We start from the raw sequence: 18,775 nt of genomic DNA, 5'->3' as shown, positions 1-18,775 counted from the left end.
AAATTCCATTCTGTACAGCTAAACCAAAAGTATAATTTGAACATGGAAAAAAAACGAATACACATTTTAGAAGACGATCAAGAAATTAGAAACGTGATCGAAATTCTCTTAAAGGAAGAAGGCTTTGAATTACAATTATCCTCGTCATTTGCTGAACTGAAAAAAAACATTCAAGATGCCATGCCCGATCTTTTTCTATTGGATGTGATGTTGCCAGACGGTAATGGGGCTGAAATTTGCGAAGATTTGAAAACAGATATTTTTACCAAACACATTCCAATCATTGTAATGTCTGCTCAAAATAACAGTGAGCAAAAAGCTATTGATGCTTTTGCTGACGATTATATCAGCAAACCATTTGATATTTACGATGTTTTGGCAAGAATCAATGCGCAGATTAAACGTAGTGAAGAAAAAAGAACCTCGAAAGCCTAGTTAGATATAGATATGCAGAAACTCCAGTCCACCCGGCTGGAGTTTTTTTGTTTTAAAGATTGAAACATTTAGGTTTTCATTTAATTAATTTTTTTCGCAACTTCAAGTTTAAATGGAAATCCCTAAACCAGAAACAAAAGCCTTAGAACCAATTATAGAAACCGAGGAAGACCTTCGTTTAGCTATTTTTTTAAAAGCTGAAATTGAAAAGGATAACTTGGCGTCATTTCTGTATGATGATGTTGCTCAGTTGTTATCTCAATTGGATGGCCAATCAAATATCAGTCTCAGCCCAGCATTACAGCTAGCCATTTCTAAAACTTTAAATCAGGTTAAAAAGGTCTCATTTGCCTTGAAACCCAGTGTTTATGAAACTCATGGACTGTTTGCTGCATTGAAGGCTTTATTTTCCAATCGCTTCAACATTGACAGTGAGGATGCTTTTAATGATTTTATTAAGTTACCTGATCATTTGAGTGAGGAATTGGAACAGGCCATATTCCGACTTACCCAACAGACCTTAGATTGTATTGATATTCATGTCCTCATCGGTTTAAATATGTCGGTTAAGCGTTTGGATGATAATGTAATTCGATTGACCTACAGCTTTGCTTTCGATCCTAAAGCCCCTTTATTGCCCAGAACAGATTTTGCAGAGCAGCTAAGGTCAATCGTGTATCTGCTTTCTGGCAAATTGATTTTTAGAGAGTATGCTCAAAACGAAGTAGAGGTTGTTGTTTATCTCGAAGGGAATAACTTTCGCTAAAGCATCGTAACAACCAATTTGGTGATCATAGACGCCATGCGTTCAAACAAAAAATGCCACCCATAATGGGCAGCATTTCAGTGCGGAGAGTGGGGGATTCGAACCCGCGGACCCTTTGACAAGTCAACAGTTTTCAAGACTGCCGCAATCGACCACTCTGCCAACTCTCCGGCGCAAAAGTACAAATCCAAGTTAAATCTGCAAACTTTAATTGAGATTTTTAACAGATATTTTTAATCCATCCAGCTTATCGTATCAAAAACTGATAATAGCAATGTCGATATATTAAACCGTCAGCAAGAATGGCAAATGAAATATTGTTGTTTAAAATCGAATCGCTTTGCCTTATTATTGTTTGCTTTCCGCTAAGATGAGGCATGTTCTTGTTTTAAGTTCAAGCGATTTAGATCGGGATAAAACAAAAAATGCCACCCGTATTGGGCAGCATTTAAGTGCGGAGAGTGGGGGATTCGAACCCGCGGACCCTTTAACAAGTCAACAGTTTTCAAGACTGCCGCAATCGACCACTCTGCCAACTCTCCGCGACAAAAGTACAAATCCCATTTAAATCTGCAAACTGTGTTGGAGATTTTTTTCACAAAAGTTGATAATTGCTTAACACAGAGCCAGAAAAAGTTATTTCTTGCTCAGATTTTCTTCAATTGGAGTGCTTTTTTTGAACAAATTGAAGGTGGGACGGATGATTTTAACGCTCCTTTTACTCACATCAACGCTGGCATTAAGCTCAAATCCGATTAAAAGAATCAAAGAATTTAGATAAAGCCAGATCATTACGACGATTAAAGTCCCGATTGACCCATATACCTTATTATACGAAGCAAAGTGATTGATGTAAAATGAAAAGCCCCAAATGGTAATAAATGCCAAGATTGTTGCCAGCCATGAGCCCGCACTAAAGAGCTTCCATTTTTTGGTATGAGATGGGCCGTACCGGTACAAAATGGAAATGGTGATAAAGTACAGGATTGCCAATAACGCCCATCTGGTAAACTGTATTGCGAACACAACTAAGCTGTCTTTAATATGCAATTCATTTTTAATGTACGTGAGCAGGATTTCTCCAAGCGCCATTGCACTAATGCAGATGATGATGGAGAAACAGATTACTGTAGTCAAAATCAAAGCAATAAGGCGTTGTTTCAGCCAACCCCGCGTTTCAATAATCAAGGATGACTTATTAAAAGCCTTCATTAAATTTTTAACGCCATTTGTAGCGAAGAAAATTGCCGAGAAAAAACCGAATGAAAGTAATCTACTATTTTGATTTTTAACGATGTCTTTCAAAGTAGTTTCAAATGCATCGTAAGCATTATGGGGTAAAACGAGCTCAATTAAACTCAATAACTGATCTTGGAAACCGTTTATCGGTATAAATGGAATTAACGTAAACAGGAAGATGATTCCAGGGAATATGGCCAGCATGAAGCTATAAGCCAATGATGATGATTTGTTTACTAAAGAATCTTTTCCAATCTCTTTAAAAAAGAAAGTTGCAACGGTGTAAAGCGGGAGTGGACTAAAACCAGGCAAAACGCAAACCTTCGTCCATTCGATAAACCGCGAATAAGGCGAAAATTTAAGAAGTTGCTTGTGTAACCATTCCATTTTTAACTATTGATTAAAAAAATACTGAGAGCTTCTGCATAAAGTTTTTAGGCGGATTTGTTGGTTTATTTCTTTTCATATCTACAAATACTAAAGTTGTAGTGCCTAGGTTGATGAGTTCTTCTTTTTCGTTGTACAATTCATATTCAAAGAAAATCCTGATGCCTGGCAACTCTCTAACAATTGTTTTGACCGTAATTTCCTGATCATACAATGCCGGCTTTATATACTTGCATTTTAACTCTAAAACAGGCATCATAATGCCTTCGGCTTCCATAGAACTGTAGCTCATACCCAAGCTACGTAACATCTCTACACGGCCAACCTCATAATACTGCGCGTAATTTCCATAATACATATAACCCATTTGGTCGGTTTCGCCATAACGAACTCTAATTTTGGTGGTGTGGGTGTACATTATTTAAAAATGTTTCTTTTATTCAAAGCTTCGCGATATTTCTTTGCGTTAATTTCATGCTGTTCTTTAGTTGCAGCAAAGTTATGGTATCCAGAAAAATCTTCCTTAGCGCACATGTATATGTAATCATTTTGATCGCGATTTAGTACCGCATCAATCGCATTAATACTCGGCATCATAATTGGTCCCGGAGGTAAGCCTGCATATTTATAAGTGTTGTAAAGCGATTGTACCTGTAAAAGCTTATTGGTTACCCTTTTTACAGTAAAATCGTTATTTGCAAAAATTACGGTTGGATCTGCTTGCAGTAATTGACCACGATTTAACCTATTTAAATATAAGCCCGCAATAATGGGCATTTCTTTATCGTAAAGGGCTTCGGCATCAACAATCGAAGCTAAGGTATAAACCTGCGCAGGGGTCAAATTTAAGGCCGATGCCTTTTGTTTGCGTTGTACATTCCAAAATTTGTCGTACTCTTTGTGCATGCGTTCAAAGAAATCAATAGGCGTCACATTCCAATACATTTCATAGGTGTTTGGAATAAACATGGCATAAACATTATCTTGATTAAATCCATATTTGCTAATCAAAGCAGTAGAATCTAATACATGAATGAAACTCAAAGAATCGGCTTCTAAATTGCTTGCCAAGTAGGCAGCAAAGTTTTCCTTCTTACGGATATTCTGAAATTTCAATTTTACAGGTTCTTGGTTCCCCGCTTTTATCATATTAATTAAAGTACGATTGGTCATACCTTTTTTTAAGCGATAACGGCCTGGTTTCACATTTGCAACCAAATTCATTTTTTCTGCAGCGGTTGTAAAAGAAGATACACTTCTAACAAGATCTTTATTTTTTAGGTTTTCTAAAAGTGCATCAAAATTACTTCCAGTTTTAATGTATAAATATTTTTGATTTTCGGTAACATTAGGGGCAAAGTAAACCTTGTATAGGTTTAAGGCAAAATATCCAGCAATTAAAATCACTACAACAGCGATGGCAAGGATTGTTTTTTTACCACTGCTCATGCTCTTTTTTTCTACTTCAGTCATTTTTGTATTCTACGTATTTATGGTTGTTGTTTGTTAGATAGTGTAATGTTGATGCGCGTTCCGATGGAAACTTTTGTTAAAGAATCAACCAACATTGGGTCTTGTTTTACAATTACTGCATTTGCACTGTCGGTAATTGGGCCATCGTATAAAATATCTCCCAGCATTAGATTTGATCCTTTAAGACTAAATTTTGCCTCATCCATGGTTAAGCCAATTAGCTGAGGAATATCTACTTCCTCGCTTCCTCTACCGTCGCCTAAAACCAAATCGATTCTGGAACCGACAGGAATGATTTCTCCTGCTTTTATCGGTTGGCCACCAAATGATGCCTGTAAAACCACATCTCTACTTACATCTGGTTTATAAGTGGTATCACCAAGCTTTAACCTCGAACTTTCTATAATCGCCTGTGCCTCCCTTAACGATTTAAACTCAATATCAGGAAATTTAGTATTCGGTGTTTTGCCCGCGTTAATGGTTAAATAAATGGTTCTGTTATCTTTAACAAAGGTATTTGGGTCTGGATCTTGATCAATTACAATGCCGGGAGGTTGATCCATGATGAAGACGGAATCTACTTCATACTTCAATCCAGCCTCTTCCAATTTGATTACGGCTTGCTCGAAGGTTAGCCCTTTAACCAACGGCACATTTAGTCCCTCGCCATGCTTGGTGTAATACCTCAAACTAAAGAAGGCGATGAGTAATAGCCCAACTACAGTTAAAATAGCGGCAATAACGTTGTTTCTAAATGATCGGGTTTTTAAATAATCTATAAATTTAGACATGAATGTTAATTTCTGGGGTTATGCGTACAAACTCAAATGTAATTAATTTAATTATTGAATAAGGAATGATAAAGGCTTTAAAAATACCGTTCAATAATAATTAAAATAATATACTCTATTTATCGCTTTTTAATTCAATAATCAGGCCATCAAAATTAAAGAATGCACAAAGATATTTATATTTTTGACGATAAATTTTTATTCAAATTCTATTTAATAAAGGATTCTCCCGATGAAGAAAACGATTGCATTGTTAACAGGCGGTACCACAGGCGAATGGGTGGTTTCAGTAAAAAGTGCAGCAACCATTGCTCAAAATATCGACGCCAATTTATACGACGTTTATAAAATAATGCTTAATGATAAAGGATGGTTTTATGAACCTTCTGATTCTGTTAAAATAGAAATTGATAAAAATGATTTTTCGTTAATGATCGAAGGTCGTAAAATTAAGTTTGATGGGGTTTTTATCGTCATTCATGGCTCGCCTGGCGAAGACGGGAAATTACAGGGCTACTTCGATATGTTGAACATTCCATACACAACCTGCAATGCTTTAACTTCGTCCATAACCATGAATAAGGGTTATACCAAAGCAATTGTTGAAGGTATAGATAATTTATACACCGCAAAATCGGTGCAGATTTTTAAGAATGGGAACTATAGCCTAAGTAAGATAAAGCAAGATTTAAGGTTGCCTTATTTTGTTAAACCCAACAGCGGTGGCAGTAGCATTGGCATGAGCAAGGTAAAACATGCTGATGATCTGAAAATAGCCATTGAGAAGGCTTTTAAAGAAGACGACCAAATCTTAATTGAAGAATTTGTAAGCGGTAGAGAATTTTCGATTGGTGTTTTTGGTGCCGATGGAAAAATTACGGTATTACCAACCACCGAAGTGATTCCAGCAAATGAATTCTTTGATTTCGAAGCAAAATACACGCCTGGTGCTACGGAAGAAATTACTCCCGGACGAATGAATGCCGAAGAATTGACGAGAGTACAGCAAGTGGTTACAGATGTATATAAAAAGCTGAATTGTAGGGGCGTTGTGCGTATTGATTATTTCTTGGAGCACGAAACAGGGAAATTCTACTTTATAGAAATCAATACCATCCCTGGCCAAACCGCCACCAGTTTTATCCCTCAACAAGTTGCGGCAATGGGCTTAACCCTAAAAGAATTTTATACAAGTTTGATGAAGGAAACCTTAGGCTAAGCCCTGATCTCATGGATGTTCAGCATTTAATCAATAAAGGATTTACGGTTAAGCATTATCCAAAAGATTCCATAATTTACGAACCTGGCGCAAAACCAAGATTTGTGTACTTTATTAAAAGCGGGGAGATCAGAATGGTTACCGTAAGCGATGAGGGAAAGGAATTTATCCAAGGCGTATTTAAAACTGGAGAATATTTTGGTGAACCTGCAATTTTAGTTAACCGACCTTATTTGGCTTATACCATTGCAAATAAAGATTCGGAAATTATAGCAGTAAGTCAAGTCGATTTTTTAAGCCTGCTCAAAAATGATCCCGAATTTAGTATGGATTTGATTAAGGTGTTGGGCAACAGACTCTTTTATAAATCGATGATGTTGGAAGAATTGGCCAATGAGAAGGCGGAGCATCGTCTGTTAACCATCATCAATTACCTTTTTAACGATGTGCAAAGTGGATCGAGTTTAGCGGTTACCCGACAAGAGCTGGCCGACATGACCGGCTTGCGTGTTGAAACCGTAATAAGAGGAGTGAAGCTTCTAGCCGATAAAAAACTCATTCAACTCAAACGCGGCAAGATTGTAAAAACCTAATCAAACTATTGTGGCAAAAAAAGGTTTGATGATATGATGTAGGTCATGTTTTAGGGCCATGCTTTTGGCTAAATTTGCATCATCAAATCAAGATTATGGCAGAGTTAACTAAATTCCAAGCGGTGTTACAATGTAAATGTCCACGTTGCCGGAAGGGCGATATTTTTACAGGCAGTGCTTACGCTTTCAGACTACAGAAAACAAACATCAATTGCCCTTATTGCAACTTGAAATTTGAGCGAGAGCCAGGTTTTTTCTATGTATCGATGTTTGTGAGCTATGCCATGAATGTAGCTGAAATTATAAGCATTGGGGTTGCATCCTATGTTTTAGGTTTGGCTTTAGTTTACGAAAATCTTTGGTACTATGTGGGTTTGATTTTATTAGGCGTTTTGCTTTTATCACCAATTAATTATCGTTACTCGAGGGTTATTCTATTACATTGGTTAACCCCCGGACTTGGTTATGTTCCTGGTAGTGGAGATAAAAAGTTTTAAAGGCGAAAAAAAGAATTTAAAACCTGCTAAATATAAAGTGCTGAAGTGAGAGATATAAAAACTTTCTTACCCAATGCTCTTAATTTAACGCTAACTCCTGGTTTAGACGGGTTATTACTCAACACAACATAAACAACTTGGAAAGCAATAGCAGCAATACTTCGGTTTAGTTCTGTCTCGCTGTACCTCCAAGCGCTATCAAAAATAGCGGCTTTCCGTCCCATCGAGTTTAAATTGCACTTGCAGTGAATCGATTACCGTTTTGGGTGCTTAAAAAGTATGAGGCGTTTATGCTTCATGAAAAGAGCATTTAAGGATTTCAACCAATGTTTTAACTCTTTCTGCGGAAGTGAGCTCAAATTGGTATTCATCTTCAATATTACCCATTTTTGTTTTATTGTTTCTATGCTGCATCTTACTGCTTACAAATTGTTTTGCTGAAGCATGAAATTCTGTAGCGCCTGTTTTATCGATAAGCTCCTTTAAATTAGTCTCATTTATGCCTGCACCAGGCATGATTGTGATTGTCCCATTGGCCAATTCAATTAAGCTGCTTAAAGTAGCTGCACCCTGAATTGCAGATGAAGAACCGCCAGATGACAATACCCTGACAATTCCCAACTCAATCAAATCTTCCAGCGCCTTTTCCAAATTAACACTCATATCAAATGCCCTATGAAAGGCAACAGGTAGGGGTTTGGCGAGGTCGATAAGTTCCGCACAACGTGTTTTATCAATATTTCCATCCGCCTGAAGTATTCCGGTAACTATTCCTGTGCAACTTAATGATTTGCAGATTTTTACGTCTTCCTTCATCAGTTCAAATTCTAGATCAGAATATAGAAAATCGCCACCCCTTGGCCGAATGATTGGCCAAACCTCAATAGATAGATACTTTGTTGACAGCGCAATTTGGGCATAGCTTGGAGTGGTTCCACCTTCAGCTAAATTATCGCAAAGTTCAACCCGTTTTGCACCCCCATTTTGGGCAGCTAATGCAGATTCATATCCATTTGCGCAAACTTCTAAACCCCATGCGCCTAAGTTATTTTTATAGATTTTGGTGGGCCTATCAACATTCATTTGGTAGAGCATTTAGATGGATATTTGAAGAAACTAATAATAACTTTTTCCTTTAATTAAAAGATCTTGCTTTTCTGCATTACAAACGGCATAACTAAAACCTTGCTGAATGGCATAGGCACCATATTCGCCCTTCTTATTGATGGCTAGGAAGCCCACTTGTATGTTTTTTGCGGTTTCGGGTTTCTTTTTAATGATTCTCATAACAGCTTCCTTGCATGCCGCTTCTGGCGTAAAACCTTGTCGCATCAGTTCTACAACTAAAAAAGATCCAACGTTTCTCACCACTTCTTCTCCAACACCGGTAGATGTTGCGCCACCAATCTCATTATCTACATATAATCCTGCACCAATTATAGGGCTATCGCCAATTCGGCCATGAAGTTTATAAGCCATTCCGCTAGTGGTGCATGCACCAGAAATATTCCCTTTATCATCAATGGCAAGCATGCCGATGGTATCATGGTTATATTGATTGCCTGGCAACTTCTGTGGGGCAGCCTTTTCATACAACTGATTTTCGATGTTCATCACGGGAGCATACTTGGCCGTTTTAAGCCATTCTTTCCAAGCCTTTTCACTTGCGGGGGTAAGTAGATTTTCTTTTTTAAAGCCTTGTTCTAAAGCAAATTGTAAAGCTCCATCTCCAGCAAGCATTACGTGAGGTGTTTTTTCCATTACCTTACGGGCCACAGAAATTGGATGTTTGATGTGCTCTAATGCTAAAACCGCACCGCAATTACCCAATTCATCCATGATACAGGCATCAAGCGTAACACGCCCATCACGATCTGGCAGGCCACCATAACCTACTGATTGATTTTTTTCATCGGCTTCAGGTACCCAAACGCCTTGTTCAACGGCATCTAAGGCCTTTCCGCCTTTTGATAAAACTTTCCAAGCATCCGCGTTGGCAGCAATTCCAAAATCCCATGTTGAGATTACGATTGGGAGATTGGCCACCTTTGTTGCTTTTGAGGGCATTAAATTAGCCATGCTGGTTTTATCCATTGCCAATAAGCCTGCTGAGAGGGCAGAGGTCTTTATAAATTTACGACGGTTGAACATTGTAGGGACTGTTAATTTTTAAGGATCGATTTTTGGTTAGGATGTGAATATTATTGGATCGTGAATTGATCAGCATCCCGAAGGAATGGAAATTGTCGTCTGATTTTCACAAGTTCTTCGTAATTGATGCTAAAAGTGTATAAATCTTCATCTTCTGGTTTGTAATAAACGGTATTTCCATAAGGATCTATACACATCGAATGGCCACTATGATATACCTGATTTCCATCATGGCCAACTCGGTTTACGCCAATCACATAGCTTTGATTTTCGATTGCCCGAGCAGTGATTAAGGCTTTCCAATGTAACGAACGTTTATCTGGCCAGCTGGCAATGAGCAATAAGATATCATATTCTTCTTTTTGATTTCTCAACCAAACTGGAAAGCGTAAATCGTAACAAATGCCCAAACGGATTTTCCATCCTTTTAGCGTTACAATAAGTTTCTCGGTACCCGCTGTGAAATTTTTATCTTCATCACCCAAACCGAATAAATGGTGCTTATCGTAGTGCTGGTGTTCACCATCTGGATGCATCCAAATTAAGCGGTTATAATATTTGCCGTTTTCTTTGATGATTAAACTACCTGTAACCACACAATTGTAAAGACCGGCCATTTTCTGCATCCATTGCATCGTTACGCCACCCATTTCTTCTGCCAAAGCCTCAGCATTCATGCTAAAGCCACTGTTGAACATCTCAGGCAAAACAATTAAATCTGTTTTTTCTCTAACCCCCATAGAAAGTCGCAAAGCAAGATTCAATAAATTCTTCTCGATGTTTTCCCAAAAAAGATAAGCCTGAAAAACAGTTACTTTCAGGTTTTCGATTTGAGTGTAAACAGGTGCTTCCATATGGTTCATTTTGTAAATTTAAACATGTCTTAATTTTTCTGCAGCTGAAGACAGGGTTGAATTTTCCTTTGCAAAACAGAATCTAATAATTTTATAATCTGTACCTTTTTGGTAGAATGCCGAAACGGGGATGGCGGCAACTCCAAATTCTTTTAATAGTCTAACGCTAAAGTCTTTATCACTTTCATCGCTTATATCACTATAACTGGCACATTGAAAATAAGAACCACTACAAGGTAGCAATTTAAAGCGACTTTCTGCTAAGAGATTTCTAAAGTAATCGCGTTTTTGTTGGAAGAAATTAGCGATGCCTGTATAATTTTCTGGTGCTTTAATGTACGTTGCTATTGCTTGTTGCATTGCACTATTAACGCTGAAAACATTAAATTGGTGTACTTTCCTAAATTCGGCAGTTAATTTCTCTGGCGCTAAACAGTAGCCTAACTTCCATCCGGTAGCGTGTAGAAGCTTGCCAAATGAGGCTATGATGAAACTTCTTTCTCTTAATTCTGGGTAAAGCATTACACTTTCGTGTTTTTTGCCGTCGTAAATGAGGTGCTCGTACACTTCATCACTCAAAATCAAAATGTCGGTACCATTGATCAGCTTAACCAAAGCCTGCATATCCTGATTAGATAAAATACTTCCTGTGGGGTTTTGCGGAGAATTTAAAATAATCATTCTGGTATTGGCCGTAAACAATTTCTTAACCATATCCCAATCAATACCATAATTGGGCGGTGTAAGTTCATAAGTTTTAACGATGCCGCCTAAAAGTTTGATGGTTGGTGCATAACTGTCGTAAGCCGGTTCAAAAATGATGACTTCGTCGCCCGGATTAATGATGGTGGCTAAGGCCGTAAATATGGCTTGGGTACCACCTGCCGTAACTGTAATTTCGGTTTCTGGATTGTATTTTACCTGATAGAGATGTTCTACCTTCTCGGCAATATTTTCTTTTAGCGCTGTATTGCCCGGCATAGGGGCGTATTGGTTAAAGCCATCTTTCATGGCTTTTGTAACTAAATCAATTAGTTTAGGGTCGCATGCATAATCTGGAAAACCTTGCGAAAGGTTAATGGCATTGTATTCATTGGCGAGTTTTGACATGACCGAGAAAATGGTTGTACCTACGCCCGGGAGTTTCGATTGTATATTCAGCATCTATAAGCGAAAATAGGAAAAAAGCAACTAAGATTAAAGTATATGTGTTTGGGAAAGGCATTACAGTGAAAGAGGAGTAATCTATTTTATCTAGGCTTCTCCCTTAAAAAATGTATGATGCGCCCTCTTCAGAATTTATTTTTGTATCATTTTAAATATTTTTAATCGTTATTAATAATTAATCCAAATAAAGCCTTTTATTTGTAACGAAATATAATCTTTCTCATTTTATGAAATATAAGCACATCCTGAGTGTTGGATTTCTCTTCACTATTGCATCTGCATTTGTCATTCCGAAGAAATCAGCACGAACTTTTGTATCCAATTACGAGAATGTATTGGGAACATCTTTAGAGTTAAAATTTAAAACCAGTAGCGAAGCAGATGCGGAACAGGCAGAACGTAATGCTTTAGCAGAAATAGATCGTTTAGATCAAGTTTTAAGTGCATACAAAGCTGATAGTGAATTTAATAAGTGGTTGAGAAACGGCCATCAAGCCACCAAAATCTCTGCTGATTTATTTGAAGTATTAAAGGCTTTCGAAAATTATAAAGTTTTAACTAATGGTGCTTTAGATGCTTCGGCAGAAGTTGTGGGCAAAGTTTGGAAAAAGGCATCAATTGAAAATCGTTTGCCAAGTACCTCCGAGTTACAGCAAGCCGTAAACCAAGTAAAGCAAAAACACTATGTTTTAGATGAAGCTAACCAAAGCGTAACCCGTTTAGATGATGCTCCTTTAGCTTTAAACTCTTTTGCTAAAAGCTACGTCATTGCTAAAGCGGCCGACAAAGCGATTCAATCGGCAGGTATAGAAAATGTAGTGGTGAATATTGGTGGCGATATGGTAATTAAAGGATCACAAGCGGAAAGGATAGCAATTGCCAACCCAATGGCTGATGCAGAAAATGATATCGCATTAACCACTGTACAGGTTTCAAATATGGCTGTTGCCACGAGCGGAAACTATCGCAGAGGTTTCAATATAGATGGTAAATGGTTTTCGCATATTGTTGATCCGCGCACAGGTAACCCAGTTTCTGAAATCATCAGTGCTACTGTAATCGCGCCAAATGCAAGTGAGGCGGGCGCATTAGCTACCTCGTTTAATGTATTATCTATCAGTGAGATAGAAAAATTAGCTTCGACCAGAAATGGTGTTGAATATATGTTGGTCACCAAAAATGGCGAAGAAGTTAAAAGTAAAGGCTGGTTTAAATATGAAGTTAATACAGCGAAGCCAGTTCTAAATGCTTCCAAGCATTCGGCAGATAAGCTATGGAATACCAAATTTGAATTGGTGGTAAATTTAGAAATTGCACAGATTGAAGGGATGCGGGTTCGCAGACCTTTTGTAGCGGTTTGGGTAGAAAACGAAGCGAAAACACCAGTTCGTAATATTGCGCTTTGGTACAATAAGCCACGTTGGTTACCAGATTTAAAATCGTGGACTCGTAGCAACGGCGATGAGTTCAAAAAAGGTGCTGATGGTAAATTGAGTTCAACCAGCTCTGCAACACGTGGACCAGGCAAATATAGCTTAGCTTGGGATGGTAAAGATGATAGCGGAAATTTAGTAAAAGCTGGTACTTATACGGTTTACATTGAAGTGGCGCGAGAACATGGTACTTACCAGATACTGTCGCAAACCATGAAATTTACAGGCACCGCCAAAAAAGTAGAATTAACCCCAAATACGGAATTAGCTTCAGCATCTCTTGACTACAGAAAAATCGGAACCCCAAAAAAATAATGTAATTGCTGCGCCAGTTGGCTTGGGCAAGAAAGCGATAAAAGAAGATAGTGGTAAAGCAAAAGGGAAAAAGCGTTTAGCAGGCTTATCTCGTTGGTTGCACATCTATTTATCCATGGTTAGTTTTACTATTCTATTGTTTTTCGCGGTTTCGGGTTTAACGCTAAACCATGCAGATTGGTTTACCTCTGGCAAAGAAGTGGTTACCAAAGATTCTGGAAATGTGGAGGTGAGGTGGGTAAATCAAACCGATACTGCAAAAATAAATAAGCTACAGTTGGTAGAATTTTTCAGGAACGAGCACCAAGTTAAAGGGGCCTTAAGTGATTTCAGAATCGATGATCGTGAATGTAGTTTAACTTTTAATGGACCAGGGTACATTGCAGATTCTTTTGTGGATCGTGAAACGGGTAAATACGAGTTAACCGTTACGCGTTTAGGCGCTGTAGCCGTAATAAACGATTTGCATAAAGGCCGAGATTCTGGAAAAGCCTGGTCGTGGATTATTGACATTTCTGCTGTATTGATGACTTTGGTGTCCATCTCTGGCATCATCTTAATTTGTTTCATTAAGAAAAAGCGCTTGAGTGGTTTCCTCATTGCAGCAGTCGGAACAATTGCTTGCTATTTGATTTACAAGTTGTTTGTACATTAGCGCTTTAACGGCCCTACTAAAACCTAAAAACCACTGTAGTATTGAACTTTCAGTGGTTTTTTTGTGGCTTGATGATTTTAAGTTTCTCTATCCAAATTTAGTGTGCAACCACAGCTGCATCAGTAGAAGCCTCAATTTCTGTCCGGATAAATCTTCTACCAATTAACAAACAAAATAAGGCTATAAAAGCCGCCATTGCCATAACCAAGGGCATCGGCACGACTGAATGTTCGCTAAACAAACTCACCATAACAGATGCTAATGCCCCTAAACCCATTTGTAAGGCACCCATCAGGGCTGAGGCACTACCTGCATTTTTGCTAAATGGTGCTAAAGATAAAGCTGCTGCATTTGGATTGATGAAACCTAAACAGCATAGAAACAGCGCGATGAAGCCTATGGTTGAATATAGATTTAATAAGTTATTTAAAGCGAAAATTAAGAAGATTAGGCTGAAAATACATTGAGCAATTAATGCCCATGTTACAATTTTCTTACTGCTAAACCACCTTAAAATGAGACTGTTTACTTGGCTCGATCCAATAAAGGAAACTGATAAAAGGGCGAAAATCCAGCCATATCCAGTTTTACTCACCTCATAAATTTTCATAAAAACCGTGGGTGAGGAAGAAACGTAGGCGAATAAGCCTGAAAAGGTTATCGAACTAATTAAGGCATAGGTATAGAACTGAGGTTCTTTCAACACAATCAAGAAATTGGTTAAAATTGGCTTAGGTTTTAGGGAATAGGTTGGGTCGGGTTTATAGCTTTCTGGTAATTTAAATATAGAAGCCAAGAGCATAAGAATGGCCATAAAACCTAAAAACACAAACACGTATTTCCAACCTAATGCTGCAATCAAATAGCCTCCGGCAGTTGGGGCAAGCATAGGTGATACTGCAATAACCAGCATTAATGAAGCAAAAACTTTAGGACTTTCTTCAACTGAAAATAAATCGCGAACCATGGCAACGGAAGCAACCGCAGTGGCGCAGCTCCCAATGGCCTGTACAAAACGAAGTACAATGAGCTGATTAATATCTGTTACGGCTAAACAACCGATTGAAGCCACGATATATAACAATAAGCCAAAATACAAAGGCTTTTTGCGACCGTATTTATCTAGTAATGGCCCGTATAATAATTGTCCGAAAGAAATTCCGATGAAGAAGCTGGATAGTGATAGCGATACGGCAGATTCTGTTGTTCCTAAATCTTTTGCAATATCAATAAACCCAGGTAAATACATGTCAATAGAAAAGGGACCAAGTGCAGCTAACGAGCCTAAAATTAAAATAAGGTAGAAGTGTTTTTTTTTAGGCATAAGAATTTCCGATTTTTTTGAAGCCGCAAAGATTGGGAGATTTATTGTCTTAAACTATTTTTAAGGTTGAATGATTGTAAAAAGGAGTAAGCCAATTGTAAATAATTCAAAATGTAGCCTTGATCTTAAAATGTGATGCATTTTATATTTAGATTTATAGTCTATGACTTTTAAAACCAAGGAAAGCCGTTTATTACTCGTTCTGGGTAGTTTTTTTGTGGCAAATGCGATTTTATCTGAATTTATTGGCGTTAAATTATTCAGTGTTGAAGAGACACTTGGGTTTAGCAAATTCGACATTAATTTGTTCGGCGTGCCACATTTGTCATTTGTAATGTCTGCAGGTGTTTTAACCTGGCCCATCATCTTTATCATGACGGATATTATTAATGAGTATTTTGGGGTTCAGCAAGTTCGATTTCTATCCATTTTAACATCAATCCTTATTGCCTTTGCTTTTCTGGTGGTTTGGGGTTCTATGCATTTAACTGCGGCCGATTTCTGGGTACATCAAACCATTAATGGGGAGGACGTGAACATGAACAATGCCTTTGCTGGCATTTTTGGGCAGGGGATGTGGATTATTGTAGGATCAATTACTGCATTTATTATCGGGCAAATGGTGGATGTAGTTATATTCCATCGGATAAAGAAATTTACAGGTGACAGATCGCTTTGGTTACGTGCAACTGGGTCAACTTTAGTTTCGCAATTTGTAGATAGTTTTGTGGTAATTTTTATCGCTTTCTACATCAATCCTCAATATCATTACAGTTGGCAGCAGGTTTTTGCCATTGGCTTAGTGGGTTACACGTATAAATTTATTGTAGCCATTTTAATGACACCAATTTTGTACCTCGTGCATAGAATTATTGATGGCTATTTAGGTAAAGATTTGGCGCATAAACTTATGGATGAGGCAGCGAAGGGTTAATCTCTCATGGAAACATTTTTGATGTTCAATTATGGGGATTTAGAAATATGATTTCACGCAAAAGGTCGGACTCGCTCCGACCTTTATGCTTAACAACAAAACAAATAAAAAAAATTAACTTAAAAATTTTTTCAGACGGCTTCAGCCTCTGCAAAGGTCGAAGTCGATATTTTTTCCTCTTTATAAATCTGTCTTCCGGTGTAAGCTATAAATACAGCCTCATCCAAAAGCAGATCACGATTTTTAATCAAATTTTCTAACTTAACTGTTCCGATTACATACTTATAGCTGCTGGCCGAATAGCGTTCGCTGATGTTATCAAATTCCAAAAGGCTAATCAAGTCTTCATCAGCATAACGTAAATAAATTTCCAACAAAATATTTTCGGTATGGCTTACACCATTCTCCTGGTGATATTTTTTATACTCGTAGCGATAATCATATCTTAAAGCGGCAATATCAGAAAGCACTGCGGCGCCTGTTGGATGACCACCTGCGCCTTTACCAAAAAAGAATTGTTTATCTGCAAAGGCAGCTTGCACGGTTACCGCATTGTACTCATTCTCAACATTATATAAAAAATCATCTTTTGCAACCAACTTAGGCAATACGTAGGTTACAATTTGTTTGGTATTCACTTTTCTAGCTGTTGGAACCAACTTAATTTTGAAGTTTTTTTCCTTCGCATAATTAATGTCATACTGAGAAAGGTTTTGAATACCAATATTTAAAATATGATCGGGATTAATGAATAAGCCATAAGCATGTGCTGTGGCAATGGCCAATTTGTATTTAGGATCGTAACCACCCACATCCAAAATTGGATCTGTTTCTGCAAAACCTAAATCCTGCGCTTCTTTTAAAGCCGAGCCATAACTCTGGTTTTCATTGAAGATTTTTGAAAGAATGTAATTTGAAGAACCATTAAAGATACCGCTTAGAGCATGGAACAATTCGTTATCGTAATATTCCTCCAAATTTCGAATGATTGGGATACTGCCACATACTGCACCTTCATACAGGAGCGATGTACCGTATTGTTTTTGCAAATCTACCAGCTCTTTTAAATGCGTAGCAATCATTTTTTTGTTTGCAGAAACCACATTCTTACCGCTTTTAAGTGCTTTAGTTACAATTTCGTAGGCAGCATCGGCATCGTTAATCAATTCTACAACGGTATTAATTTCCGTGTTATCTAAAATTTCATCCCGGTTGGTGGTAAATAATTCTTTGCTTAGCGTACGGGTTTTTCTTGGATCTTTAATTGCAATTTTAATAATTTCTAGGTTTAGGTTTTGGCTTTGAATAATATCCAATAAGCCTTGCCCTACAACACCGAAACCAAATAATCCTATTTTTAAATTTTTACTCATCTTATGTCTAATGTCAAGAATTGATTAGCATTCATCTATTGCAGATAAGTTCTACCGCTCAATTTTCATTTTTTATACTTTCTTCAACTCCAATTCGGATGTTACTGACTTTAAGCCGTATGCTGAAGTTTGATTATTTTTTTATTGCTGCTTTCTTTTATAAAGTTTCCAATAATATTAGTGAGTGCATTGGTTTCAATCAGGAAGCCATCATGGCCATAATCAGAATGTAAGGCGTAAAATTCTGCCCCCTGAATATGATCGGCCAAATATTTTTGTTCAGAAATGGGAAACAAAACATCGTTTTCAATTCCAATCACAAGGGTATTGGCTTTAATCAGGCTAAGCGCATCGGCAATACTGTTGCGATTTCTGCCCACATTGTGGCTATCCATAGCTTTAGTTAAGTAGTAGTAACTGTAAGCGTTAAAGCGATTGATTAATTTTTCACCTTGATAATTCTGATAGGAAGACGCCCGGAAATTATCGGTTTTCTCGTTTACACTTTCTACCTGTGTACTGCCGTAGGCATCGTAAGTTCTGTAACTTAACAGGGCAATACTACGTGCAACTTTCAGTCCCTTGCTGCCACCATCTGGTTGATTTGCGTAGAATGTTCTGTCGGCAGTAATGGCCAAGCGCTGACTTTCGTTAAAGGCAATGCCCCAAGGAGAATGCACGGCATTTGTAGCTACCAGAATCAAGTTTTCGATTTTACTCGGTTCAGAAATGCTCCATTCAACAGCTTGTTGGCCACCTAACGATCCTCCAATTAAAACCTTAATTCGATCTATTCCTAAATGCATGGCTAAGACCTGATGTGCAGAAACAAAATCGCGGACGGTGAATTGCGGAAAGCTCAAGTAGTATGGCGCACCCGTTACCGGATTTGTACTTAACGGACTGGTGGTACCATAATTAGAACCTAAAACATTTGCACAAATGATGAAATGATCGTTTGGGTTAAATAATGCATTGTTTCCAAATAATCCCGACCACCATTCTAACACGTCCGAATTTGCGGTTAGGGCATGACAAACCCAAATCACATTATCTTTATTCGCATTTAGCTTGCCATATGTTTGATAGGCAATTTGCAGATTTCGTATTTTTTTACCGTTTTCTAATTTAAATTGTTTGGGATGACTATATGTTGAAACTGAGCTCAT

General features: G+C 37.8%; 19 protein-coding genes and 2 tRNA genes. 8 read left to right on the top strand and 13 right to left on the bottom strand.

Annotated elements, in window-relative coordinates:
* Positions 1-42 precede the first annotated feature (42 nt).
* A complete protein-coding gene (locus tag DHW03_RS04505; RefSeq protein WP_109924524.1) occupies positions 43-435 on the top strand; it encodes a response regulator transcription factor in 393 nt (130 codons plus the stop codon).
* A 112-nt stretch (positions 436-547) separates the two neighbouring features.
* Positions 548-1,201, top strand: a complete 654-nt coding sequence (locus DHW03_RS04500) for a hypothetical protein (protein ID WP_109924523.1) — start codon at positions 548-550, stop codon at positions 1,199-1,201.
* An 83-nt stretch (positions 1,202-1,284) separates the two neighbouring features.
* Here DHW03_RS04500 and DHW03_RS04495 read toward each other — a convergent pair.
* The 6 genes from DHW03_RS04495 to DHW03_RS04470 all read right to left on the bottom strand — a co-directional run bounded on the left by DHW03_RS04495 (position 1,285) and on the right by DHW03_RS04470 (position 5,091).
* Positions 1,285-1,371: transfer RNA gene (locus DHW03_RS04495), tRNA-Ser, on the bottom strand.
* A 285-nt stretch (positions 1,372-1,656) separates the two neighbouring features.
* A tRNA-Ser gene (locus DHW03_RS04490) sits at positions 1,657-1,743 on the bottom strand.
* 94 nt (positions 1,744-1,837) lie between these two features.
* Complete coding sequence (locus DHW03_RS04485; RefSeq protein ID WP_109924522.1) at positions 1,838-2,827, bottom strand: YihY/virulence factor BrkB family protein; 990 nt, start codon at positions 2,825-2,827, stop codon at positions 1,838-1,840.
* Positions 2,828-2,840: 13 nt separating this feature from the next.
* Positions 2,841-3,245: an acyl-CoA thioesterase gene (locus DHW03_RS04480; protein WP_109924521.1), complete on the bottom strand. Its 405-nt coding sequence runs from the start codon at positions 3,243-3,245 to the stop codon at positions 2,841-2,843.
* Positions 3,245-4,300 carry an endolytic transglycosylase MltG gene (mltG, locus tag DHW03_RS04475; protein WP_109924520.1) on the bottom strand — a complete coding sequence of 352 codons (1,056 nt, stop codon included), beginning with the start codon at positions 4,298-4,300 and terminating at the stop codon, positions 3,245-3,247. Before mltG ends, DHW03_RS04480 begins: the two co-directional genes overlap by 1 nt.
* Positions 4,301-4,317: 17 nt before the next feature.
* Entirely contained in the window at positions 4,318-5,091 is a 774-nt protein-coding gene (locus tag DHW03_RS04470) for a PASTA domain-containing protein (protein ID WP_109924519.1), read from the bottom strand.
* 232 nt (positions 5,092-5,323) lie between these two features.
* Here DHW03_RS04470 and DHW03_RS04465 point away from each other — a divergent pair, with 232 nt between their 5' ends.
* The 3 genes from DHW03_RS04465 (at position 5,324) to DHW03_RS04455 (ending at position 7,400) form a co-directional block, all read left to right on the top strand.
* Complete coding sequence (locus DHW03_RS04465) at positions 5,324-6,310, top strand: D-alanine--D-alanine ligase (RefSeq protein WP_109924518.1); 987 nt, start codon at positions 5,324-5,326, stop codon at positions 6,308-6,310.
* A gap of 11 nt (positions 6,311-6,321) precedes the next feature.
* Complete coding sequence (locus tag DHW03_RS04460; RefSeq protein ID WP_109924517.1) at positions 6,322-6,903, top strand: Crp/Fnr family transcriptional regulator; 582 nt, start codon at positions 6,322-6,324, stop codon at positions 6,901-6,903.
* A 95-nt stretch (positions 6,904-6,998) separates the two neighbouring features.
* Positions 6,999-7,400 (top strand): DUF983 domain-containing protein, encoded by a 402-nt coding sequence (locus DHW03_RS04455; RefSeq protein WP_109924516.1) that lies wholly within the window; start codon positions 6,999-7,001, stop codon positions 7,398-7,400.
* Positions 7,401-7,688: 288 nt separating this feature from the next.
* On the opposite strand, the gene DHW03_RS04445 is transcribed toward DHW03_RS04455, so the two are convergent.
* The 4 genes from DHW03_RS04445 to DHW03_RS04430 are packed head-to-tail and all read right to left on the bottom strand — an operon-like array spanning position 7,689 to position 11,569.
* Entirely contained in the window at positions 7,689-8,483 is a 795-nt protein-coding gene (locus DHW03_RS04445) for a copper homeostasis protein CutC (protein WP_109925009.1), read from the bottom strand.
* A gap of 33 nt (positions 8,484-8,516) precedes the next feature.
* Positions 8,517-9,551: a N(4)-(beta-N-acetylglucosaminyl)-L-asparaginase gene (locus DHW03_RS04440; protein WP_109924514.1), complete on the bottom strand. Its 1,035-nt coding sequence runs from the start codon at positions 9,549-9,551 to the stop codon at positions 8,517-8,519.
* Between the two features lie 50 nt (positions 9,552-9,601).
* Complete coding sequence (locus tag DHW03_RS04435) at positions 9,602-10,405, bottom strand: nitrilase family protein (protein WP_205940971.1); 804 nt, start codon at positions 10,403-10,405, stop codon at positions 9,602-9,604.
* An 18-nt stretch (positions 10,406-10,423) separates the two neighbouring features.
* Complete coding sequence (locus DHW03_RS04430; protein ID WP_109924513.1) at positions 10,424-11,569, bottom strand: methionine aminotransferase; 1,146 nt, start codon at positions 11,567-11,569, stop codon at positions 10,424-10,426.
* A gap of 230 nt (positions 11,570-11,799) precedes the next feature.
* Between DHW03_RS04430 and DHW03_RS04425 the strand changes: the two genes are divergently transcribed.
* Positions 11,800-13,320, top strand: a complete 1,521-nt coding sequence (locus DHW03_RS04425) for a DUF2271 domain-containing protein (protein WP_109924512.1) — start codon at positions 11,800-11,802, stop codon at positions 13,318-13,320.
* Complete coding sequence (locus tag DHW03_RS04420; protein WP_205940958.1) at positions 13,286-13,975, top strand: PepSY-associated TM helix domain-containing protein; 690 nt, start codon at positions 13,286-13,288, stop codon at positions 13,973-13,975. The genes DHW03_RS04425 and DHW03_RS04420 overlap by 35 nt, the downstream gene beginning before the upstream one ends.
* Before the next feature lie 97 nt (positions 13,976-14,072).
* Here the strand turns inward: DHW03_RS04420 and DHW03_RS04415 are convergent, their stop codons facing one another.
* Positions 14,073-15,299 carry a multidrug effflux MFS transporter gene (locus tag DHW03_RS04415; RefSeq protein ID WP_109924511.1) on the bottom strand — a complete coding sequence of 409 codons (1,227 nt, stop codon included), beginning with the start codon at positions 15,297-15,299 and terminating at the stop codon, positions 14,073-14,075.
* A gap of 163 nt (positions 15,300-15,462) precedes the next feature.
* Here DHW03_RS04415 and DHW03_RS04410 point away from each other — a divergent pair, with 163 nt between their 5' ends.
* Positions 15,463-16,233 carry a queuosine precursor transporter gene (locus tag DHW03_RS04410; protein WP_109924510.1) on the top strand — a complete coding sequence of 257 codons (771 nt, stop codon included), beginning with the start codon at positions 15,463-15,465 and terminating at the stop codon, positions 16,231-16,233.
* A 131-nt stretch (positions 16,234-16,364) separates the two neighbouring features.
* Here DHW03_RS04410 and DHW03_RS04405 read toward each other — a convergent pair whose 3' ends face one another.
* A complete protein-coding gene (locus DHW03_RS04405; RefSeq protein ID WP_109924509.1) occupies positions 16,365-17,606 on the bottom strand; it encodes a homoserine dehydrogenase in 1,242 nt (413 codons plus the stop codon).
* A gap of 110 nt (positions 17,607-17,716) precedes the next feature.
* Positions 17,717-18,775, bottom strand: coding sequence for a homoserine O-acetyltransferase family protein (locus DHW03_RS04400; RefSeq protein WP_109924508.1), 1,059 nt, complete (start codon positions 18,773-18,775; stop codon positions 17,717-17,719).

The sequence above is a fragment of the Pedobacter yonginensis genome, assembly GCF_003173595.1.
GTDB lineage: Bacteria > Bacteroidota > Bacteroidia > Sphingobacteriales > Sphingobacteriaceae > Pedobacter > Pedobacter yonginense.
Note: the sequence above shows the minus strand (reverse complement) of the source record. Positions and strands in the feature narration are given on the sequence as shown.

Bases quoted from the DNA above. Each gene is read 5' to 3' on its own strand.
- DHW03_RS04505 (WP_109924524.1), top strand. From the start codon at position 43: ATGGAAAAAAAACGAATACACATTTTAGAAGACGATCAAGAAATTAGA.
- DHW03_RS04500 (WP_109924523.1), top strand. From the start codon at position 548: ATGGAAATCCCTAAACCAGAAACAAAAGCCTTAGAACCAATTATAGAA.
- DHW03_RS04485 (WP_109924522.1), bottom strand. From the start codon at position 2,827: ATGGAATGGTTACACAAGCAACTTCTTAAATTTTCGCCTTATTCGCGG.
- DHW03_RS04480 (WP_109924521.1), bottom strand. From the start codon at position 3,245: ATGTACACCCACACCACCAAAATTAGAGTTCGTTATGGCGAAACCGAC.
- mltG (WP_109924520.1), bottom strand. From the start codon at position 4,300: ATGACTGAAGTAGAAAAAAAGAGCATGAGCAGTGGTAAAAAAACAATC.
- DHW03_RS04470 (WP_109924519.1), bottom strand. From the start codon at position 5,091: ATGTCTAAATTTATAGATTATTTAAAAACCCGATCATTTAGAAACAAC.
- DHW03_RS04465 (WP_109924518.1), top strand. From the start codon at position 5,324: ATGAAGAAAACGATTGCATTGTTAACAGGCGGTACCACAGGCGAATGG.
- DHW03_RS04460 (WP_109924517.1), top strand. From the start codon at position 6,322: ATGGATGTTCAGCATTTAATCAATAAAGGATTTACGGTTAAGCATTAT.
- DHW03_RS04455 (WP_109924516.1), top strand. From the start codon at position 6,999: ATGGCAGAGTTAACTAAATTCCAAGCGGTGTTACAATGTAAATGTCCA.
- DHW03_RS04445 (WP_109925009.1), bottom strand. From the start codon at position 8,483: ATGAATGTTGATAGGCCCACCAAAATCTATAAAAATAACTTAGGCGCA.
- DHW03_RS04440 (WP_109924514.1), bottom strand. From the start codon at position 9,551: ATGTTCAACCGTCGTAAATTTATAAAGACCTCTGCCCTCTCAGCAGGC.
- DHW03_RS04435 (WP_205940971.1), bottom strand. From the start codon at position 10,405: ATGGAAGCACCTGTTTACACTCAAATCGAAAACCTGAAAGTAACTGTT.
- DHW03_RS04430 (WP_109924513.1), bottom strand. From the start codon at position 11,569: ATGCTGAATATACAATCGAAACTCCCGGGCGTAGGTACAACCATTTTC.
- DHW03_RS04425 (WP_109924512.1), top strand. From the start codon at position 11,800: ATGAAATATAAGCACATCCTGAGTGTTGGATTTCTCTTCACTATTGCA.
- DHW03_RS04415 (WP_109924511.1), bottom strand. From the start codon at position 15,299: ATGCCTAAAAAAAAACACTTCTACCTTATTTTAATTTTAGGCTCGTTA.
- DHW03_RS04410 (WP_109924510.1), top strand. From the start codon at position 15,463: ATGACTTTTAAAACCAAGGAAAGCCGTTTATTACTCGTTCTGGGTAGT.
- DHW03_RS04405 (WP_109924509.1), bottom strand. From the start codon at position 17,606: ATGAGTAAAAATTTAAAAATAGGATTATTTGGTTTCGGTGTTGTAGGG.
- DHW03_RS04400 (WP_109924508.1), bottom strand. From the start codon at position 18,775: ATGAGCTCAGTTTCAACATATAGTCATCCCAAACAATTTAAATTAGAA.